The 23,551-nt window shown below is 34.6% G+C and carries 13 protein-coding genes; 2 read left to right on the top strand and 11 right to left on the bottom strand.

Going from position 1 to position 23,551, the window contains the following annotated elements; translation table 11 throughout:
* Positions 1–8: 8 nt before the first annotated feature.
* From NYE52_RS04295 to NYE52_RS04265, 7 genes are all read right to left on the bottom strand, one after another.
* Complete coding sequence (locus tag NYE52_RS04295) at positions 9–2,795, bottom strand: DNA methyltransferase (RefSeq protein WP_341191921.1); 2,787 nt, start codon at positions 2,793–2,795, stop codon at positions 9–11.
* 12 nt (positions 2,796–2,807) lie between these two features.
* Positions 2,808–6,509, bottom strand: coding sequence for a DUF6079 family protein (locus tag NYE52_RS04290; protein ID WP_341191920.1), 3,702 nt, complete (start codon positions 6,507–6,509; stop codon positions 2,808–2,810).
* 19 nt (positions 6,510–6,528) lie between these two features.
* On the bottom strand, positions 6,529–6,978 hold the full coding sequence (gene brxF / locus NYE52_RS04285) for a BREX-3 system P-loop-containing protein BrxF (protein WP_445669135.1): 450 nt from the start codon (positions 6,976–6,978) through the stop codon (positions 6,529–6,531).
* A gap of 155 nt (positions 6,979–7,133) precedes the next feature.
* A complete protein-coding gene (locus NYE52_RS04280; RefSeq protein ID WP_341191918.1) occupies positions 7,134–8,843 on the bottom strand; it encodes a DUF1998 domain-containing protein in 1,710 nt (569 codons plus the stop codon).
* Positions 8,836–12,165 carry a DISARM system helicase DrmA gene (gene drmA, locus NYE52_RS04275; protein ID WP_341191917.1) on the bottom strand — a complete coding sequence of 1,110 codons (3,330 nt, stop codon included), beginning with the start codon at positions 12,163–12,165 and terminating at the stop codon, positions 8,836–8,838. The genes NYE52_RS04280 and drmA overlap by 8 nt, the downstream gene beginning before the upstream one ends.
* Positions 12,162–13,907: a DEAD/DEAH box helicase gene (locus NYE52_RS04270; RefSeq protein WP_341191916.1), complete on the bottom strand. Its 1,746-nt coding sequence runs from the start codon at positions 13,905–13,907 to the stop codon at positions 12,162–12,164. Before NYE52_RS04270 ends, drmA begins: the two co-directional genes overlap by 4 nt.
* Positions 13,908–13,921: 14 nt before the next feature.
* Positions 13,922–14,170: a TIGR04540 family protein gene (locus tag NYE52_RS04265; protein ID WP_341191915.1), complete on the bottom strand. Its 249-nt coding sequence runs from the start codon at positions 14,168–14,170 to the stop codon at positions 13,922–13,924.
* A 738-nt stretch (positions 14,171–14,908) separates the two neighbouring features.
* Here NYE52_RS04265 and NYE52_RS04260 point away from each other — a divergent pair.
* Positions 14,909–15,205, top strand: coding sequence for a hypothetical protein (locus NYE52_RS04260; protein WP_341191914.1), 297 nt, complete (start codon positions 14,909–14,911; stop codon positions 15,203–15,205).
* Between the two features lie 60 nt (positions 15,206–15,265).
* On the opposite strand, the gene NYE52_RS04255 is transcribed toward NYE52_RS04260, so the two are convergent.
* The 3 genes from NYE52_RS04255 to NYE52_RS04245 form a co-directional block, all read right to left on the bottom strand.
* Positions 15,266–15,565 carry a hypothetical protein gene (locus NYE52_RS04255; protein ID WP_341191913.1) on the bottom strand — a complete coding sequence of 100 codons (300 nt, stop codon included), beginning with the start codon at positions 15,563–15,565 and terminating at the stop codon, positions 15,266–15,268.
* A 158-nt stretch (positions 15,566–15,723) separates the two neighbouring features.
* Positions 15,724–16,968: a replication-relaxation family protein gene (locus tag NYE52_RS04250; RefSeq protein WP_341191912.1), complete on the bottom strand. Its 1,245-nt coding sequence runs from the start codon at positions 16,966–16,968 to the stop codon at positions 15,724–15,726.
* A 162-nt stretch (positions 16,969–17,130) separates the two neighbouring features.
* Positions 17,131–17,799, bottom strand: coding sequence for a hypothetical protein (locus NYE52_RS04245; RefSeq protein WP_341191911.1), 669 nt, complete (start codon positions 17,797–17,799; stop codon positions 17,131–17,133).
* Between the two features lie 300 nt (positions 17,800–18,099).
* Between NYE52_RS04245 and NYE52_RS04240 the strand changes: the two genes are divergently transcribed.
* Positions 18,100–18,402: a hypothetical protein gene (locus NYE52_RS04240; protein ID WP_341191910.1), complete on the top strand. Its 303-nt coding sequence runs from the start codon at positions 18,100–18,102 to the stop codon at positions 18,400–18,402.
* A 220-nt stretch (positions 18,403–18,622) separates the two neighbouring features.
* On the opposite strand, the gene NYE52_RS04235 is transcribed toward NYE52_RS04240, so the two are convergent.
* Positions 18,623–23,368 (bottom strand): AAA domain-containing protein, encoded by a 4,746-nt coding sequence (locus NYE52_RS04235; protein ID WP_341191909.1) that lies wholly within the window; start codon positions 23,366–23,368, stop codon positions 18,623–18,625.
* Between the last annotated feature and the right edge of the window lie 183 nt (positions 23,369–23,551).

Raw genomic sequence — 23,551 nt, 5'->3', positions numbered from 1 at the left:
TTCACCTTCTATAATCCTAAACGTATACATGCATTATCATAATACATGAGTAATTTATCGTCTTCTTGTATTACGATCTCTGGGATTCGCTCACCAACTTTTACAATGCTTTCAAAATCCTTTTCACTATAAGCCTTTTTGAAACCGGCACGAATTGCTTCAGTTCGAAAGGTTTTTAATTTCTTTTTATTACCTTCAAGTTCTTGTAAATAACCTTCATATTCTCGCAATAATGCCTTTTCACGAAGTTTTTCCAAGTCAGCCTGCTTATTTGGATCCGGGACATACCAACGATGTATAGCCTTTTCAACTACTTTACGATCAGTTGGCTCCAAACCACGTAAATCTTTGTACGTTCTTCTTAAATATGTCAGAATTTGATTAGGAACAGGTCCATCCCCATCATATCTTAAGAAATTTTGATTTAGTAATTCATCGAGTTCAGGTATTTCTTCGTGCTTTGCAATATGTTGTAATTCTTTCATGAAGTCTGGGTGGATATCTTGTCGAGTTTGTGTCTTTTTCATTAACTGCTGACGGATCCACTCAATTGCACTATTTTCATCTGATACAAAAAGAGATTGTTGAGCAAAATCTTTTGCCAATATTCTTTTTTTATCATACTCAGCCACTTGAGATTCTAAGAATACCATTCCATCACGCATTGGGTACCGCTGTGCAAGTTCTTCTTGAAAATCTAATGCATTGATAGGAATAGGTAATCCAGTTAGGACATGATAAGCAATCATTCTATCATACAAAATTCTTGGGGTTCTCTCCACAACTACCGATGCATTACCTTTGACTCCTATAAAAACAGGTAACTTATTCAAATGTTGATTAATGAAGGTCCATGCCGAATCCGCTGTATTCCTTTCAGATTTCATCTGGATTACACTTTCATCAGTAGGCTTATATGCAGAGATGACTAAATCTTGTTTCACTCCTGTGGTTGTAATAATGCCATGGAAACCACCTCGTTTTTTATCAAGAGCATCGACACTTGCAATTACAAATCCAGCATTTTGGATAACAAATTGGATCGCATTCCAAACACTAGCTGAAGTATTTGAGAATTCTACCGTTATCCAGCTATTTGGTTTCAATATTCGATAGGCTTCCTTGAATGATTCACTCATCAGATCCGTATAATCACCTAGTGTTTTCCCTTGAGCTTTGTTTTCAATAGCTTCTTTTTTATTGTTAGTGAATACTTTCAACCATGCTTCCCTAATGAAATTCAGCTCAGAATACATAATATTTGCACCAAATGGAGGATCTAAAAAGATATAATCAATTGAATTATCCTCTATCGGTAATCTCGTGCTACTCTGAGTAGTTATTACATTGCCAGCATACTGATTTTCCGTCCACGCATTTAAAAATTTATTTAACTGTAACTCAAGTTGCGAAATTGGATTAATTTCAGCAGATAATGGCGGAAGATACAATGTATTCGCCATAGGGCCAACATGCCGATTATGCTGTGGCATATAGCGATTAAATTTTGACAATCGAGGGATTGCACTTCCTAATAGGAATTGGGCTTCAATTTCCGTACCAGTTCCTTCACTTAGCTGCAAAAACTTATCAAGTAAACTCAAATTTTTACGAGTATACATTTGATGGAAATAGATTAAGCCATTCCTAATTGGTTCACTGGTCTTAATCCCATCGACAAACTTGCTCTTCCTTACCTTTGAATATTCAGTGTAATTTTCAAGCCATTTTAAGACTTCGAAATCGTACCAATCAGGTTTCTTGTTATATCTTTTTCCTTTATATGTATAATTAATTCGTACAGGTACAGTCTTCGGAATTTCGACTAGATCATTTGCAATAGGATCAAAATATGTAACTAAAATCTTCTCTAGGTTTCTTTTTAAAAAAGTAGCACTACAATGAGGGCAACTAAGATCCTTGTTAACATCTTTTCCATCCTGTTCCTCGACAGTTGCGTCCCAATAATTGATCTCTTGATTACATGACGGACACTGATAAATTTCACTCCAAATGACATAGTTGATCTCTCCAAAATGAGACCTATCTTCTAAAAATATATTTTTTGCATGCTGTCCTGGTACTTTTTCCATCGTTGTTCCAAGCGTAGAAACCAACCATACCATTTCTGTTCTTAAATCATGTAATACCCTCTTCAGAACATCGTATGTATCTGGCAATTTCGTTTTTTTCGAATGGTTCTGTGCTATAAATGTAGCTGCTGGTGAAATATCAACTAATACGGCATTTCGTTTTCCGACCATGCCATCTGTATAATCATCCCCCATTAATTCTTTGACAATTTCCGTATCTTGACATTTCTCTGCCGCTACACCTGTCATTCCGGTTCCAGAAAAACCATCGAATACGATATCACCTGGATTTGTATAATTAAGCATATATCTCATAATCGCTCGATATGGAACTTTTGTATGATAACTATGTGCGACATAAATTGGATCATTTTTACCTTCACTAACATCAATTGCAAGTGGATGGTCAACTTGCTTTTTTTCTCCTTGCTCGTGTTTCCATTCTCCGATAAAATTATTTATCCAAGGATTGGGACATACGGTATAGTAAGGTGGATCAGACAAGGCAATAATGTCCTCATCTTCTCCAATCGGGAACCCTTCTATATTCCTCAATTCTGGCAATTTCTTTCTTAACTCATTCCGAAAATATTCACGACGTTCATCTTCATTATCAAAAGTCATACCTAAGCAGACAACAGGACCATTGTCTGCTTCAGATTGTTCATCACCAAATGAAAGTTGCTCATTTGCATTAACCATTTATTTCCCCTCCTATTTTCTAACCGTCAAACGGACTCTGTCCTGATCATTACTACCGACTAGTGCACGTAATAACATATCTAAATTATCCCGAACTTCTTTTACAGTGATTGGATTTCCATTACCAAACACTTCTTTTATTTGTTCAACTTCTACTTGCTCCTGATGAATTCCCTTTAATACCTTATTAATCGCATTTATTACTTTAATTGGAATCGGCAAAGTAAATGCTTTCTTTTGTATTAGTTCATTTATTAATTGCTTCTCCTCAACTTCTAATAGCTCGATACTCTCTTTTACAGATGAATCATTAAAGTTAGTTAATAGCGTATCTGTCCATGTCGCTAATAAATCATCCAATTCTTCATCAAGTTCCGAAAGGGACGGCTTTTCATTTAGCAGTTCTTCACGTGGATTAAAGTGACAATTTTGACATTCTGGTGTGTGTGCTAATTTATCGGCGGTTACATGATAACAGACCTTTAATGAAGCCACTTTTTCTTGCCAATCTTTAAAAACCCCACTTGGTAGTAATTCAATCTTTGATGATAATACTTGTAATGCGTCACATTGTTTATCTTGTAATAATTCAGTTTTCATTTTGCTTTCAGTAGCATTTAATCGCATTTTCTGATGCAAAGACAGATAGTAATCTATATAATCTTTTTTCAGACGCTCTAATTCCTGAATTTCGTTTATACAATCTTCATCATTTTTCAATGCAATGCTTAAGTTATCTAGTGACACATCGACATCGTCAATCCAATTCTTACTAGGGGAAGTAATAAACTTAGCTTTCACAAGGTAATCAGCTACTTTAGTGTATTCATTAATCTTCTTTTGTAAATTATCTAATGTATCCAACAGTAACAGATTTGCCTTTTCTTTTTCAATTCGTTCCATATTGAATTTTAAATTCATCATTTTAGCCCGTGTATTGTACACCTGCAACCCTTGCAAGAAATCATTGAGGCTTGAAAGCTTTTCATGCTTTTCTTCTATTTCTTCTTGTGTAAACAAAGGACCATCCCATACATGAAATTTATTGCGTATACTTGCAATCATTTCAACTGTACGATTAGTAGCCTTCTTTGCTCCAGATATAATTTGTTTAATAACAAAATCAACTCTTTCTTGATTCGAGAAATCAATCTTGATTGAATCGAATAGATCTGATAATGCTTGTACTTCACGAACAGGTAATCCAGTTGGTTTTTTAATATGATCAAAATAAGTAATATCTTGGATAGGAAGTCGGATAAATTCGCTAAAATTCATCGCCTCATACTGTGTTCCCTTAACTGTTACTACAAGTTGTCCATCTTGAATCAATGAACCAAGGATTACAACTAGTAATTCAGGTTCCATGGTAAACCTTTTAGTAATTCGTTGATCTGGAGTCCCTTGAGATGTATTAATTACCTCGATTAGTTCACTCTGGTTTAATACTTGTCCATTACCTATTCTATCAAGCGAGTCGGTTACCCATTTTGCATAACCTGAATTCATTGTTGTAGGGTTCCCTTGCTGATCAAGTAAGATTAAGCCATCAAGAATTGCTTCCCCTTGATTTGTTTTACGGCCATTCAAATAATCTAAAGCATCTTTAACATAAGTGTGTATATTCTTTTTCGTCAAAAATGAATGTTCAAGCTTTCTAAATGAAGGATATTCTTCATATTTCACTTCAAACCACTGAGAAAGCAAGTCTTGTGAAATTGAATCTACAAGTTCTACTAATGTGTCTGGGTTACTTGGCAAGAACATCCCATGTTCAAGTACTCCAGCACTTTTTCCTCGATATACAATTTCATAAGCATCAACGAAATTTTCTTTAATCCATTTTACTAACTTCTTTTTATAGTCTTCCAATTTAGGCTTATATAATTTTTTATTAGTAGTCGTATCATTGTACATCTCTGTTGCACCCCCATATAAGCGCAACAATTGTATGAATGTATCATTTTTTTTCTTTAAACGGAAGAATACTTCATCTTCCTTTTGTTCATCTTTAAAATCCGGTTCTTCAAATGCTTGAAGCATATATATGTAAAAATCTCTTTCAGGTTGGGCAGTTGATCTCTCATTTGGTGCCCCGAAGAATAAATAACCTTCTCGTTTTACTCTCCTATCCATCCAAGGAATTTCATGTAGCCAGATTTTATATCCAAAAACATAGGCAGCAGTCTCCGATACTTCAGTTGCCTGTTTTAACACATCAAAATAATAACTATCTAATTGACTGTCATTCAAACCGTCTCCACGTTGACGAATAAGCTCATCCACGGGTACTGACTCATCGATGTTGATATAAAACTGGCCATTGTCATTATTCAAAGAAATATACTGAAAACTAGCTGCTGTTCTTAAATCTTTCATTGATGCTTCAATTGTTGTTTTCAAAAAATCAGCTGCTTCATCTTCAAATTCCAATAAGGAAGGCTGACTTAGAAATAATTTATCTCTGAGTGTATCAGAGTTTAATCCAATAGGTGTTTTTAGGTCTTCGGTAGTTAATCGAAATACCGCCAAGGCATTTACCATCTGTGTTGCCATGGCTTTATACTGCCTTTTCACACTTGATTGAATAATACCCTTCAACGTCTCGACTTTATCTGTAATAAACTTTACACGCTCATCTGAACGTAAAGAGGAATCTCCTTCGATATACGTCCAATACCTATCAAAAGATATTAGTCCTGTTGAATCCTCAGGTACTTCTTCAGATAGTAATTTTTTAATTTCTCCTGTAATTGTTTGTAGAGCAACTCGTTTTTCACCAATATGTACTCTCTCAAACATTTCAAGGTATGCAGGATGAATTGGAAACAAATTAACGTAGGTTTCTAGTTCTTCTGATAGCCCACTATACAGTTTCTTAAACTTCCCTAAGTGTTCACGAACAAGAGCTTTTTGTTCATCATTTTTCTTTAATAGCCTTTCTGACACTACAAAAGCAATATCTTCACGAACAATACGAGTTTCTTTAAATCGTTCTTTTACACGGCGTAGTGAATCTGCTACGAAGCTGAATTTCGGATTATCAAAAAGCATCTCCTGTACACCAGAAATAAAACGGAAACGAGTGTTATTACAGACCTCGCCAACTTCACGTAAAAAGCCTAGATCTAGCGTAAGATCTTGTTCTTTCCTTCCACGTAAGTAGTCAAGAAGTTCATCTATAACAAGTAATAATCCTTTATCAGGATATTCTTCATGGAATAATTCCATCATTTCGTACATCATATCTTTATTATTTGTCACTTGATCTGCCGCAGGAAAAGAATAGTCTATCCCCATCTTTGCTAATCCTTTTTCTAATTGGCGACAAATAATTTCACGAAGAGGCATTGTCACTGCACCAAATTCTGCACGGATAACCTGAAATTTTCCCTCTATTTCTGTTGCTTTTTCCGCTACTTGTTTGTTACGCAAATGTTCACTAGAACCTGGTAATTCCGCAATGGTTGATACTACACTCATTAAGTGAGATTTACCGGATCCATAGTTACCAACGATAAGTATCCCTTTGTTATCAACCATACGTTCAAATTGTAAGTTTTCAAATATGTCATTCATTAATTTTTCAGCCATATTATCTGAGATAACATATGTTTTTAATAGTGAGATAGCACGACTTTTATCATCCGCTTCTCTTAATTGGACAACGGATTCAACTGGATCGAATGAAATTAGTTCATCATAACGAAGCATAATACTCCCCTCCAAATCTTTACTTCATAATAATATTCCCTTCAAATTCACGACAAGAAAAATATTCAGGATGCCCATATTCAGCATAGTACAGTTGATCATCCTCATATTTCCCTGGCCATTCAACAACTATTTTGTATGTCTTACTAATGTTCTCCAATAAACGTACAGGATGAACTTGTAATACTGGGTCAAAAAGAATATCAATGTGTTGAAGGAGATATACTTTTTTTCTATTTGTAATAGCCTCTAAAAGTATATCTTCAACATATAGCGGATATTTATTTTTAGCTAAGTTTATTAATCCTTGACTTAAGATAAGATTAACGTTTACTTTTTCGAATTGTTCTGTAATAGGTATCTTAGTATTAAATTGTGCATTCCTATTGCATAAAAATATCAATTTATGCCACCATTGTTCCATTTCTTGAATTTCTTTTTTAAAACTGTTTATAGTCACTTGAAACATCCTTTTTCTAATATAGTCAAAAATGACGTTTTTTAAATCCAAGCTATTTAGTATCCCGTTTTCCATGTAAACAATTCATACTATTAATACTTTAATATACGTATATTTTAATAACAAATTTGTGTATGCCATATTACTTTTTCATTTATAAGTAGTTACAGCTGATTAAAGAATCCAGTATCTTCCCCCGGATTAATGTTAATTAGTAGACGACGATCTAACAATTGGTTTCCCCACTCACAAGATGTTTCTGAAACATAAGAACAAGAATGGCATGCAGCTCCATTTGCAGTTGATTGAAATTTAAATTCTCCTTCAGAACAGTTTGGATCAGAAGAACAATACATCATACGTTCAATAGCCCGAATAAAAATTGGATAAAGTTTATCTGGGTCAGCCTGTTCTATTAGCCCACCTAGACTTCCCTCAGAATCACCAGATGCCGTATAAATGAGTACTCCTTGCATTTCATTACTACAGTAGATTCGTTCTTTCAATGATGTTGTCGAATAACCCGAATGCGCGGCTAATTCCTTTATTAATGCATGACTAAACGTATGCAGAAGCAAATGTTTGCTTTCTATCGATAACGCTGAGTAACCAAGTTGATCCCGATTCCGATTATATCTCGAAATGATATCAGATGTTACCTCTGAATGATTTGTATTACGTTCCCATTCTTTTAGTTTATACTTATCAAAGTTAAAGAAGATACCTTCGCCATTATTTCGTATCCCCGGCAGCCACTTGTTGTTCTTATCTTTCATAACTGGAATCAAGTCCTTTGATTCAGCGAATTCAAATCGATCTAAATATTCAATTCGTGTAAACCCCTGTAAAACTTGGATTTCCGGCAATGATTCTATTTTATGAACAGCTGAAAAATAAGGCTTCATTTTTTCATGAATACTAACTGAACTCGATTTATAACCAGTATCATGAGTATCATCCGTATCTCCTTGGAATAACGTATTCCATTCCTGTTTTCTTATCGACTGGAAACTTATTTCTTCTTCATATTCTCCAGACAGAATTTTTTCAATTTTATCTGCATCCGATTCGTTAAAATCAAGTATGCTTAATAATGTTTGGAAAGAATTTGATCCCTTTTCTTTTGCTTTTATCAATGCTGGTTTATTTTCTAGCACTTTAGAAACCAGTGGGTCACTATTTTCTTCACTCAGCGGAATCTGTAAAAAGCTTGTCACTGCTGGCGAATATATATTAGATGCTCCCCGTAAATAAGTTTCCATAGATTCGTTGCATGATTCTGTATCACCAATCCATGGTCTTTCACCAGTACAAGATGGTAAAATTGATTTTAATGAATCTTTTTGCATGATTTTACCTAATGATTGTTTCTCTTTACACTTTACGCATTGTACAGAAAGATCTGATAAGGAACCACTATCACCTTGACGAATAAATTTCAGGATGGGCTTATCACTAGTACAGGATTTTCCTTGATGAACCCATTCCATATAAGGGAAATCACTAATATGACCATTTTTACAAGACATCACAAATCTGCTGGGATAAAGCTCAATTTCTTCACCTTTTTGTTTGCAATGATAACAATAAGTATTATGATAATCTGTCATCATGTTACAACTTGGACAAATTTTCCACTTCGGAAATGGCGTTGCTTTGACTTTAACAGAGTCTGGTCTTTCGTTTAGTAATTTTATATAATCTATGTTCAATGCCCTAGTAATTCGTTCATCTGTTTCATGTGGTGTATAACGTGTATTCCACAAATCTACTGCCATAACGATTACACTTTGATTCATCATATCTACAATAGAACCTGGTCCAAAGTGATAGATTAACTGTGAAGGGCGCAATGTCCCCATTTCTTTACTCATCTTTAAACCACATCTCTTCCACCTTAATTTCACCTTCAACATTTCTTAGCGACATCATTGCTGGTTTGGATTCTTTCGTTTTTGCTTTTTCAGTAATCTGTTTTAATAAGTGGTTTTTACTGTATTGACTTAATCTATAACTTAATTGTTCCTGATACTTATCTGACATAGTTTCCCACCATTTCAGAAACCCTGTTAGGTGTTCTTCTATTTCTACTTTCTCCCAAGAATTCGTCTTAGAAATGCGTTCAACAAACTTATTTTTCAGTGCTTCTACTCTTTCAGAATTATAAAATTTATTGGCACTCTTTTCGTTACTTATTTCAATGAGCGACTGTCTTAAGAAACCTATAAACGCACCAGTTAGTCCCTTTTTTCTACTTCCTATTGAAAATGGCGTAACACTCATTGCTTCAACATTACGATAGATTGTTTGATGATAGGCCCTAAAACGTTCATAATGTGATAAATCTCGTGAACGCATGGAATTGAAGATAGTTAATACTAATCCAGGATATTCCCTTCCAACCCGACTTGTCGCCTGTATATATTCTGAAGTTGTTTTTGGTTGTCCATGCATAACCATAATTCCAAGTCTATTCACATCAACCCCAACAGAAATCATATTTGTTGCTAAAACAGCATCTAACACGCCTTGTTCGTTAACTGTTTGCTCCATTTTATTCAGCAACTCTGGTATTTCTTTGGCTTTTTTTCTACTTGTCATTTCTTCCACATTTAATTCATGTGAAAAATGGCTACTACTGTCCAACATATTTAACCGCGTAGGTATTTCATCTTTAAATGTAGTTAACATACCAGAAAGTTCTTTGACTGTATTAAAATAACCTAACATTGTCCAATATGGATCAATAAACTCAGATTTTGAATCACGTGTAATTGTTGTCAAAGCTGCATATGTTTGAATTGATTGGATTTTCCCACTGACACCAGGTGCACAAATTCCAACATATAAACGTCCGGGTTTGTCCTTCGTTTTTAATGAGTAAGATACAAAGTTATCATTTGATTTTTGTACTGCTAGTGGAAATTGCGTTACCTCTCTACCGTACAATGCTTTGACTTGTTCATCTGCACCACGTATGGTAGCTGTGGAAGCGATAATTTTTGGACCTATCCCATTTTGTTGACATAATAAATCTACGGCTACTTCATAAAGCCCTGTTAATGAACCAAGCGGACCTGAAATTAAATGAAGTTCATCCTGAATGATTAACTCCGGTGGTTTTAATCGGTCAATCCTCTCCCAACCACGTTTCGTTTCCTTATCTTCATAAATAAATCCTTTTTCTGGATGATAGAAATTTTTCTGTCCGAAAAGCTCGTACATATTATTTTTCCAAGGTAGTTGAGCAACTTTATCAACTGTACCGATAATAATAGTTGGAACCCTTTTGTATATCTCTTCATCAACAGTATAAACAGGGAGCCCTAAATCACCATAAAACTCACAGTGAGGGTAATGACAGCTGATTTTCTGAGTTTTTTCAGTAATATGATAGTCATCAGGTGATAATTCCGTTCCACACCATGGACAATGTGTGAGTTGCATTGGATTTCCTTTTAGAACTTCTTTTCCTCGTCTAATCTCATCCATTTTTTCACTAGCATCTTTCAATAGATTTGGTGATGAGTCATTACCAATCCAAAGTCCAATACTAAAAGGCACTGTACCATATTTATGTGGTTGTTCTCCTCGAATATATTCTGCTGCACAAACTAGTGCGGTTGCACGTTGGAATTGTTGGGTGGTTAGAAGACGTAAAGTGTAACGCATAAACACAGTCACACCGGCATACTCTTCCACATTAAAAATATCCGAAGTTAGTCTTCTAAATGCCATTAGATATGCAGCTACTCCTAGGTATGCTTCAGTCTTTCCTCCACCTGTCGGAAACCAAATTAAATCTACCATTTCTCTGTCCTCGTGGTTCTTATCAGAGACACCATCAATACTCATAAGCAAAAACATAATTTGAAACAAACGCCATTTCCCATCATGAATGGGCCTAGTTCTTTTATTGGATGATCTATATTCCAACGACACCTTCGTGTGAGCACGTTGCAACATCATACACTTGTTAGCAAATTGGAAAGCTTGTTTCCCAATACAATCATCTGATTTTGATATGAATTTAATACCATTTTCAATTCGCTGAATTATTTTCCTGATTTTTTTTATGTTCTCTTCCGCTTCTTTTTTTAAATGTACTTCCAAGTCCTTAATTTCATCAGACTGAAAATCTAGCCATCTATTATATTGTTTTGGTATAATTGATAAATAATCATTTAGTTCTGTAGCTGACATCCTGCTAAGGTCTCTCATGGAAAAAGAATATCCTTCAAATGTCGTATGTTCTACTGCTGGTAACTCATAGAAAGGAAGCCAAGTGGATTCTATATTCACTTTTCCATTCTCAATATTCCAATCCACACCTACCCCATGGCCAATTGCTAATTCCTTAAAATCACGATATAGTAATTCATCCGCAACATTAAATCGATCGGCCTTTGAAGTGAAAATTGCCATATTATCTTCTTCAAAACTAATTGACAATTTTGTTTGAAACATAATTTCATCCTGTTTCGGATACTGATCATCCCTCTGATAAGAGTTATATAGGAAGATACTTACATGATAAATTCCATCTCTCTTCATTACAGAATATTTTACTCGGGCAGGATCTGAATCAGCATTTTTGTTTTCTAATATTTTCGTAACATCTGATTTCAGGTCCACTGTCCATGTTTCTTTTTTCTGGGATCTTTCATGAGATTCCCCTAAATACATCGCCCAACCTGCATTTATAGTTACTTTCCCTAGCTTTTTCATCTTAAAGCTAAAACCCATACTGGAAGGACGGAACATGTCACGATTACTTAAGTATTCATCAACCTTTTCGTCTTCAGTCAGCTGATTCGTTTGAATATCCAGATCAGCCTCATTTATAACATTTGCCGATGAACCAAAAGGTACAAGTTTTCCCGTTAAGTATAAAGCCATTGGTCTTTTTCTTTTGCCTAGAACCTCGTTTTCATCAAAAGGTCCAACCAGAAATTTTTCTAATTTATTTACTATCTCAGATCTTGTTTCTTTATATCCTTCATAATTAACAGGTTCTTTTGATAATAATGTTACTTTACCTTCTGTTATCTGAAATAAATCCGGGTGTTCATCAACTATCCTTTTTAAAGTACGACTTGTCCATTTACTATCTATCTCCATATAGTCAGAAACAGACATTGAGTTCTCTTGACTTGACTTTAAATATTTTTCTAATTTCGTAGCCCCTGGTTTCATACCATCACCCCATCAAAGTCCTTTACCTCTTTAACCTGCCATTCTTTTATAAATCTAGCATAGGCAAGAGGTTCTCCATGACGTTTTATATTTCTAGAGAAATCAACAACTTTACAGTATTTGGTACCGCCAAATTTTTCCCCTCTTAGTCCCCGCCCTACCATTTGCTCATAAAGAATAATACTAGAAGTTGGACGACAAATAAGAATATGATCTGTTTTTGGAGCATCAAATCCTGTTGTTAACACTCCGTAGTTAAATAAGAATTCTATTTCACCTTTCTTAAACGCCGAAATATGCATTCGTCTAATAGGTTTTGGAGTATCTGCAGAAATAACAGCTGATTTTCTCCCAACTGAATTCATCATTAATGCTAGGAATTCCGCATGCTCAACGGTACATGCATAGACTAAAGAAGATGAACCTACTGCTATATCCATCATATACTCTATTATTTGAAAATTTCTTTTTTCATCTTTTGCTAAAATATTAAGGAATTCGTTATTTATATCATCTTGTTCACTATCCATCATATCGTTTGTAACTTCAATCTCTTCACCATCTTCATGAAGTAAAAACAATGGTTCAGCTAAATATCCTTCTTCCCTAAAGTATAAGAGAGGATTTACTTCATAGCGCTTCATATCTGGTAAAGATGGGTGAATTAAATAAGCTTCAAATTGTTCAACAAGGGTCATAGTTTCTTCATTACTTCGACCTGGTGTAGCAGTTAACCCACATATAGGAAAGAGATCTTCACCTACTAATTCCTTAGCTTTATTGATAAGTAATTCATAGCTCTTTGTCGTAGCATGATGTGCTTCATCAATAATCATTGCACCACAATTAGCTAATATTTCATCTAATGCTTTATCTTCACTTTGGATTCGGGTATATAATTGTTGAATACTTGCAATTACAGCTCCACCGATTAAATCCTCTTCTTTAATTTTCTTACCGCCAAAAAAACGATAAACTCTCAATGTCTCAGGAAACTCTCTCTCTTGCCACATATCCGATATACATGATATTGCTTGTTCACAAAGTTCTTCACCTTGGGCAATCCATAATAAATACTTTCCTTCATTAAAACGGGGTTGCATCCAATCTATGAAACTTTCAACTGCTACTCTAGTTTTACCCCCACCTGTCGGTAAAGTAACAACGCATCTCGTCTTTTCTTTTTCTTGATTCAGAACAGACAACATCTTTTGTTTTAGACCTTTTTGATATTCGACTAATGGCGGAACCATTTTTCTTGGTTCAATATCTTGAATAGGGTCTGTGCTATGGTCCTTTGGAATTGAAATACCTGAAAAAATCAAAGGAAAACCAAGCGTTTGAACAAAGTCTCTTGGCCATTTTCCTCCCATTGACCATCTCTTTTCTGCTAAAGCATTTGGCATATATGAAGGGGATTGAATTTTCCTGTTGCTTATTGGATTTCTTTCGTACAATTGACTTAGTGTCTTATTATCAATTTGTTTTAATAAATACGACCTTAGTTCCCTGATGTTATTATTACTACCTGAAAACAGGTATGTACCTTTCTCAATGACAACCATCCGTGCTAATTTATTTTTATCTAGGTCATCTTCTTCTAAATCATTTAGCATCTTGTTAATTTGCAAGTATTTATCTGTACCCAGAAATTTAATTAGCATCGTATCACTAACGTTATATTTGTCTATTAATATATTTACAGTTTGTCTTATTTCATTTTCTGTTAAAAAAGTATTCAATTCCACACCTCAATCTAACGATGTTGCACGGTAATGTTCAACACCTTACTAATCACTTCTAACCTGCGCTTACCGCATTGTTGACGCAGTACAGTAGTAAATTGGTCATCCTTCAAGAACTTACTATCATTATTGCTATATAACTTCTGAACAATTTCTATCATTTCATTTTCACTTATTCCATCTTCCCAATATTTATCTATTACAACATTTATAGTCGCTGCTAAATCTCTTTGTGTCTTCTGAAAGATTTTTATATCCATAGAATCACCTCGATGTTCTTACTTTTTTTATACTTTATCTTTATTTTATAACTAGTTCTTAAGTAACACAACCAAATTCTGGTTTTATAGGTTAGTAATTATTGTTACTCTTTTAATACATGAAAAATATCCACCCTTCTTATAAGTGATAAGAACGTGGATATTGCTTGTATCCCACTTTTGGGCATCTTATCTGTCTGCTGTTGATCTTACATTTGTATAAGACTTAATCTTATATTCTATTTGAAAATAGGAAATGTCCCACAGTTTGTAAGTTTATATACGTACTTGGGGATACTCCTAAAAATCACGAAATTCTAAAGTTATTGATAGACAAATATCAATTCTTGATTTAGAAAATAAATAGATTTTTCTAAAAATAAAAAGAAAGCATAAAAAAATATCCACCCGATGATCCCTGTGGAAGAGTGAGTCGGATGGATACTACCTATATCCCACAGTGAACGCCTTCACTGCTACCTATATTATAACGAAAATCATTAATTTTTGATATTTTTCAAGTCATGGATCTAATGCCCATTTCAGTAAAACTTCCTCTTATTGTCTTTATTCCTATATCTGTAAAAAGCCCAATACAATCATACCCTCTGACCAATTCGACACCTCCATCTCTTTCAATTAATCTCTTTTTATAGAGTTTGCTAACTCTAAATAACAACGAAGAAGGTGCAACAATGCGTAACGGATTACAAATATTATTAAAGGTGGGGATAGCAGATGAAACCAAAACACGAAAAAGCTTTATTCCCTCGATTTAGAGATGATCTCAATAAAAGAAGTAAGAATGTGGTGTTTAAATATACCGCAATGATTATCGAAGAGAAATATCCAGAATTGTACGAGGAGGTGAAATACTTGATTGATAGAAACATAGAAAAAGAAGCTCTACTAAAAAAAGTAGGCCATCTTCCTGGTATCAATACAACAAGCGAAGAATTTCAAAAGGAATTATTTGATTTAATTACAAGGCATTTTGAAACCTACTATGATGACAAAGGAGAGCAACTAATGTAACCCTTTTAATGGCATAAAAGATCCATAATATAGGCTTTTCGATTTAGCCTATATTATGGATTACTTCAAAACAATCAGATATACAATGTGCCCAGCGAAATTCACATATACCTCATCTGCCCTAATAAAGAATACTGTTTCAATAAGCTTAATTGAGTCATCATGATTTAAAACAGTCACATTACCATTTTTATTAGTTGCCCTCAAATTTAATAAACCTTCTGTTGTACTTTTACCCTGCAGAAGTTCTATTTCTACATCCTGATCTTGCTGCTTATAGAAATAGTCTTCTATTTCTGCTATAAACGCAAATTCGTCTATGTCATGGACAGTTCCAATGTTTTTTGATATTTCTTCCATTCTAACAATTCACCTTGCTTTTTTTGAAGTAGCTACTATAAAAAATACAATCGCATGTACCAGTGTTGCTCCAGGCGGGTATATTGCAAAATCATACTGATAAACTGCGTGTTAACTAACAATATTATAACTAGAAATGATACTGAGTCACAAACATGTTATACCAAGACATCATCAACTCTATAATAATGAACATTGTCATTAAATTCCCGAAACACATTGTTGAACTCCTTATCTAACTCGTATGGTCCAATATCATTAATTAGATAAGGCATTTCGTTTCCGTAAATTATAGCCTTTCTAAAGCCTCTAAACTCTAGACCTTTAACTACTTCTTGATTTTTAATGGCATTTATTTGACGGTAAACATTCATAAATTTACTATAAACGTTTGCCTCAAATGTTTGCGATGTTATATAAACATTTACATAAAACGCATTACTTTCAGCCATATTAGTTGTAATGATTTGCTTATAATCATTATCTAGATCATTGATTAGATAAAGGTTTACATCCTGATTACCTTTCTTCTTCAGAAAAGTGCTTAATTTATTGATAAACCTTTGTTCATAATTCTTTCTATTTATCTCAAAAAGAATAGTTTCACTAGTATCACTGACAGTTGTCATAATAAGATTAACATCTTTGTGGTAGTCTCCCACCTCCTTGATAAATGCTGCACAAATATTCTTCCATCTACGTTTCATGCCATGTTTTTTTCGCTTATCTTCCACGATAAAAATAATTCCGGCATGTCTAACATCTAATGCACTTTGTTTTGCTGTCTCATAATAATGTCGGTACGTTCTAAACTTTTTACAAAGCTGTTCATGGTTTTCGCTACCTCTATCAATCTCAATCGCGTAAGTCCTATTATTCTCTAATCTAATCTCAGCATCTGGACGAAAACGAAACTTATTTTCAGAGTTGCCATAAGTTACAGCGCTATAAAGATTGATACGATGTTCAATAAACGTTGTATTAATAGATTTTAATTTAAAGAGAAAATCAACCAGTAATAAATGATGGGGAGCTTGTTCTAATGGAGGAGAAAATAATTCATATGGAAAGTCACCATAATTTGTAAATCCATTTTCATTAATCCAACCTTCTCCCCTTTTTCCCTCCTCAATATTAAATAAGTCTTTTGCTAATTCGTAACCTTTGGAAGTAAGATAATACATGGATCCCTCTGACCCATCTTGCAATTTATACTTAACAATCAATTTTTGATCAAGTAATTTCCTAAGATACTTATAGATAGTTTTCTCCTGACTTTCCGTAAAATTCTTACCATATTTCATTACTGCAAAATGATAAGGTTTAACACCTCTATAATTAACGAGACATTCAATTAATTTTATATCATAATCGGTTAAATCATAACCTAATAAATATGCCATAATATTGGCTCCTCTCTAATTAATTTTATACATATATAGTTCTAGTTAGTTTTTTTGCCCTGAAGTACTCACTATTCTTGATTCAGCAAGTACTTCTCTAAATATAACGAGGTAGAATGCACAGTTACTCAGTAACCGTAATTGTTCACTTAATATAAGTGCTTAAGAAGGGGTTTCCCGGTCATCCTGGAATGTAATTGTTTTTAAAGTACGCTCCTCTAAGTTTTTCATGATATAACCCTTTACATATTGGTTACGTGCTTCAATGTTTTCTTCCTTATTAAAGAAAAAACCACGTTTTATACGGACTGACACTGGCTCAGTGGACCACTTGTGAAGTGCTTCTGTTTCTAACTCCGCTTCAATTCTTCTAACGGCCAATAAATCTTTTATTCTATTATGTCGCTCGTCCATCATGCTAGGTAATCCATTTATAAATGATTCGAGCTTTTCTCTTATGGTTTCAAATTCATCCCATAAACTTTCACTTAAAATATCTTGCACGATGTAAAGCAATTCCATTTTTAACCGCTCGTAATCTGAATTGAGCTCTCCAACTTCATCAAGTGAGTCATCTACACTGGTATATCTCAGATTACAATGATTACTAATATCTTCAAATATTTCATTAATACTAACCTTTTTATCCCTTAGCTCCTTGATATGAAGTGCGACTTGTAAATCCAACTCATCGTATACCTTTTCTCCAGTTAAAGGAGACCTGTTCACACAGTGAAGCTTTAATTCGTGTAGTTGATTGAACCAGTTAGCAACCGTATTGCTATGCTTACCAACCTTCTTGGAAAATTCGCCAATTTTAAGTTGAGCCATATTTATTTCCACCTCCTATCTATGTTTCGTGAGCACATGTGAAGTAATTTTTAAGGTTCTTCTGTGCTACAAAATGGTTATCGGCAGCACATTCATAAAATTCCCTCGCAATTTTTTCCAATTTATCACTCCGCCATGTTAGGGAAAAAGAAAATTCAAAATCAATGGGATTGTTAGATAACGAGAGAATTTCCTATAGGCAGTATAGGAATGCTATAGGGAAAATCTCGGAATATCGGCTTTGTTCTTAAATTCGATACGGATTATAATTACTTTAATTCAAGTGGAGAGGTGATATTATTGGAGAAAGAACCAACTTATCAAGAATGGGAATTCAAGCTTATTCCATCAAGTCATGGCGAATTAAAAGGAAAAAAACGTTACTATCGAATATTTTATGGAACTGTACACTGGCATACAGCTGAACCTGGCAACATCCATAAGGCTTGTGTTCCATTTGTGCAGTATGGTGAAGAGGAAAATTTTGAAAGGGCAAGAAAGAATGGAGATATTAGAGCAATCTATCCATGTCATATTCTGGATCAGGATTTAGACAAGGTAATGGCTGCAATGAAGGAATTGAGGGAGAAAGAATATAATTAGGAATCAAACAAAAAAGGGAACACTTACCTATGAAACTAAAGGTATGCTGTTCCCTGTCACTTGTAAGTTATTTTGGGTTTTATGTATCCAATATGTATCCTTTATATATCCTTTGTGTAGCCACTATATAACCTACGTGTATCCAGCTTCGGTATCATGGGGACGGATCTACTGTGAAGAAGAGGCCCACCCCCACATTTCTAATTGTTTATATCCTTAACTAATCATGTATCTGAACATCAACAGCATTGTCTTCACTTCTAACTTCATAACGTTTTTCAGGCTTTCCATATACGTTTACCAATTGATGGCTTGTTGAAAACGAATTATCCTCCAGATAGTTGCTGCTACCGAACATTACTTCTTCGATATAATGGGATTCCTGCTCAATCCAGTTCGGCTGTTCCTTGCATAGATCTTCTACTCTCTTTATCATTGCAAGGTTTTCTACATTCTCCGTATCATCATTTGGCATAAGTATAAACAAATAATCCCTAGCTCTACTAATAGATACATTTACAATATTAAGTTTATTAAGAAACATATGCTTTGATGCCGATATAGACGGTGGCGGATTAAATAGGGCAATTATGATGTCACATTCGTCACCTTGGAATCCATGGATTGTCCCTACTTGAACATCAATATTCTTAGGGAATGTGAATGATGCCATTAACTTATCAATCAAGTCAGACTGAGCACGATATGGTGCAATTAAACCTATTCGAAAAAACTCATCTCCATTAGCCTGTTCAATGAGTGTAGACATGTACTTTACGAACTCGAATGCAAAAAGTGCGGAGTACACCTGATAATTACTTTTACTTTGTAGCCGTTTCGGTCGAAATACGCTCTCATACTTACTCACCGGAAATTTTATAATATTGATAGGTTTTATATCAATTGAATCCTCAATACCTAAAGGTCGCCTGCTATCTTCGGTACGATTATGCTGTAATACACCTCCGTATGCAAACTGACTAAACACTTCTCCAATTTCAGGAGTACTTCTATATTGTGTGGTTAGAAGCTTGACAGGATACGGGTTGGGTATTGTTGTTGGTTTAGTAAATGAATCAAGCTCTACCAGAGTGTAAATGTTTTCATTTTTCCAAATATCGACAGTTGTAATTGGTTCAATCTGGAATGGATCCCCAGCTATTATAAACTTCTCAGGTGTCTTCTTATACAGTGGATAAATGATGTTTACCAAAGGTATCATGGACGCTTCATCAATAATTATATAGTCCCACTTAAGCGCACTCAAATGAAGTCTCGTATCTCCTTCTGGAAGAAAATAATCATAAGGAAAACGAGCGATTGTCGTGACAGTTACATGTCTTGGAAAGGACCGAATATCGATAGTCTTATCACGAAAAACTCCGCTCTGCTCGATTTCACTGTCATTCGTTGCGCCAAATCGGACAAGCCAGTCCGCATAACTTTGATCTTTATCCATCTCCATTAGTCGACGCACAAGAACATCAGCCGCTTTGTTTGTCGGAGTCAAAACAAGAACTTTCAAGTTTTCCTCTTTTTGCATAAGAGGAAGAATAACCTCTCCCGCTAAGTGTGTTGTCTTCCCTGTTCCAGGTGGCCCAAATACAAATTCGATATTTTCACAGAGATTGTTCTGCATATCATAGGAGTCATCGAAATCAAGTTTATTAAAGGCATTCTTTAGTTCCTCCAATAGAAACACAGGATTCTTTGCCTCGATTCTTGCCTCAGTGACTAATGATAAATCTATTCCGTCAATCTGTGCATTTGTCCTTAATTTTACCCTTAACGTGTATGATTTTACATTTACAACTTCAATTGCTACTTTGATTATCGATTGATCTGCAAAATGTAGTTCAAGAGGAATATCCGCAAGGTCTTCCATAGATTGTGGTATATAGCGACTTGGGTGTTTTAAAATTAGGGTTCGTGAAGTACCTTGCTCCTGTTCAACCTTTGAGAAAGTTATGGAAATTTCTCTACTATTGGTCTTGTTTTCTCCACTATTGAGCGATTCCAATTCAAGTAAAGCTTTAAACCATCCGAATGAGTATTTATCTGCCTTTAACGCTTTTTGTGTCAATTCATCAAGATAAGCAATTTCTGCTATTTCACTTGCGCTACGTTGTTTTGCTTGCTCAATTTTTTTGCTAAAATTAATAGAAGGTTTCGTGTAATCATCCTCGTCAGAATCTGTCATCGCTTGAGCATTAGTAGGAGTAGTTTCCTTTGCTTTTGAATCAGAAACAGCTCGTTTAGTGATTTCTTTTGCTATACGAGTAACAGCAGAGTTTTCTAGAATATTATCAGTTTCGTCACCATCAACCTTTGTTGTGTTAATTTTTTTTGCGCGATATTGTTCCGCAAACAACTTAATTTCTTCGAGTGGAATATCGGATAGGGCTTCAGCCAGTTCAATTTTCGTACGCTGTTCATCAGTTAAACCATCATTGACATACTCACTATCTTCAATATGATCTTGAATCTTCAAATAATTAATAAGCTCCACTGCCTCGTCTATTGACGTATTATATTGCTGAGATAGGGTTTGTACCGTTAGTTCCCCTGCTGCCATAAAATGCCCATCTCTATTAAGCAGCCATGGCGCTGTACGAAGTCTGATAGCTTCACTCGAATCAAACACCATTGACCTTGGGTTACGGTAAAAGTACTTATATGCGCCATTAAAAATACTTCTAATACCATTATAAGAATAGCCATATTCAACATACTTTAATAACTGATTCCAAATCATGATGGATAATTCAACATTTTGCTCTTGTATTAGATATTCTATTATTTCTTTACTTCCATCTATATACTTTTCTTCCCATTTCCTATATCTAGTATAATCAGGCCAATAATCACGAATTTTTTTAGCTTCTTCATAACTCAATTCACGTAATAAAACCCGCGGCTCATCCTTCACTCCAAGGTCAGTAAAAAAACGGATTAAATCCTCTTTATTGCTTTCACCAACTAATTTTAAGTACTCACCAAATTCTATGAATTTAGTATCTAATTTAGCCTGAAACCATATCCTAAGGTCATCGGTTGGTAAATAAAGATTACTTGCTTTGCCACGATAAATAGTATCATTATCAGCAGACCGGTATTTAATAAACGCACATTCTTTTATGAGTCTAATAAAATCATCTACTTCTGTTTTCGGACATTCTTTATAATAGTCAAAGAATTTCAGAAAATGTTGAGTGGTGTCAATTCCCTCATGGTTATCTTTATAAAGCGGAAGAATATGATTATATATTTCATCTCGCGTTGATGGACGATCAACTCCTAGCTGTTTAAGAAAATCGGCGGTACCATTATTTTCTAATATCTCAGGTAACACGGTGTTATATCCATCTGTATCGGTTGGTAAAAATAACACAACTTGGTCATTTTCATCAAGAGCAGCCATTGCATTTCTTTCATGATTAAGAAAAATTGGTTTCTGTTTAATCAAATCAGTTCTTCCCTTTGTTTCAGAAACCCACTGGTAGAACTTATGTAGCCAAGAAACTTGTTGTGCCTCAATAAAATCACTATTAATACCCACGATAATGTCATCATATCCTTCAATAATATCCTTTTCATCAATCCAAACAGATGTTATTGACTCAATATAATCAGTCAGTGACTTATTTTTACGCTGCGTTTCTTGCCGTCCAAACGATGTGAAAACCCATTTTGCTTTTAGATTTCTGGCTAGTGTAGCCAACTGATTGTCTGAAAAAAGTTCCGCAATTTGAGGTACAAACGCCCAGTATGCATTGTCCTTTGAAACGTAGCCATCCACAGCTGGTAGCAACTCATAATTACTCATCTTTTCCTGTATAGAAGTATAGAATGGCTTGAACGAAATTTTTCTTTTATCGTTTGTATCACTAAATTTACTTTCATCATATGGAATAATATCAAATATCTCATCAGTAATGAGGGGATGGCCTTTTACTAGTCCAATATCCCTAAGATAAACAAGACTGTCTGCCGCCAAATCTGCTAACATTTCTATCATTTTCATATTATGCGGAACACCAGCCCGAATACCTTCCCGGCTGTCAGTAAGCAAGAATGGTGCATGAAGTATAAAGTTTAGACCTGTTACTTCCTTTGTAGGAAAGAAACAAAATGCTGGATGTTGTATTGCAGTCAGATTTTCTTCCTTATCAAGAACGAAACCTACTGAATATGCATGGCCATCTCCATTTTCACGCGAAAACAACCATAGTTTGTCCTCATAATGTTCATCACCGTCATTTTGTATTAGGGAGATTAACTCGGCACTGGTTTCAGTGAATTTCTCCTTTTGTAAAGTGCTTTTGCGATATAATCCTATAGTATCTGAGATTTTGAAAGAAATCCCTTTAAGATTTGAAAGAAACAAGAGTGGATAATCTAATGAACGAAGTTTTTCTGAAATATCTTCATATGCCTCTTCTGGCCCTCTCTCAGGGTGATCAAAAGGAAAAACAAAAAGTGTCTCCTCTGCCCTTCTCTCTGAAAAATCTTCATTAATTAGTTTTGGGACGATAAACCGTTCTATTTTAAAAAAGATATTTGGGTCGAAAATATGGGGTGTTGAGGTATACTGAAACACAGACTTAAACCCAACTCCGAATTTTCCTATTGAGGATTCAAGTTTATTAGAGTTGGCGATAGATGTTATTGCATTAATATCACCTAACATACCCTTTTCAGAGTCTTTATCTGGATCCGATATAGAAAATCGCCGTGTTCCGTTGTGGGCAAAAATTAAATAATCCTTATGTAACTCAAAACGAGCTGATGTCGCTTTAGCATCATCAGCATTTTGGAGCAACTCGTAAATAAAATGTGCCTGATCTGAATACTTCTCGACAACACTAGTTTTAACCCCTCGTAAAGCAGGGTCATCTAGTGCGTCAGCTAGACCAGATCTATGTTTTGATAATTGCTCAAAATATTTATTTTCCTGGATAATCATAATTACTTCCTCCTAAAATAATACTGAAGACGATGCCTGACCTCCGAATGAATATAATCAACTATTTTATAGTAATATTTTACCATACATCTATTTGCTTGTATTGAATGTTCTGAATTTAAGCATGATAATTATCCATAAGGAATTTAAAAATATATTTTTCTATTAAAAGATATAATCTAT

Source organism: Niallia sp. FSL W8-0635 (genome assembly GCF_038007965.1).
Lineage (GTDB): Bacteria > Bacillota > Bacilli > Bacillales > Cytobacillaceae > Niallia.
This window is presented reverse-complemented; position numbering and strand designations above follow the sequence as displayed.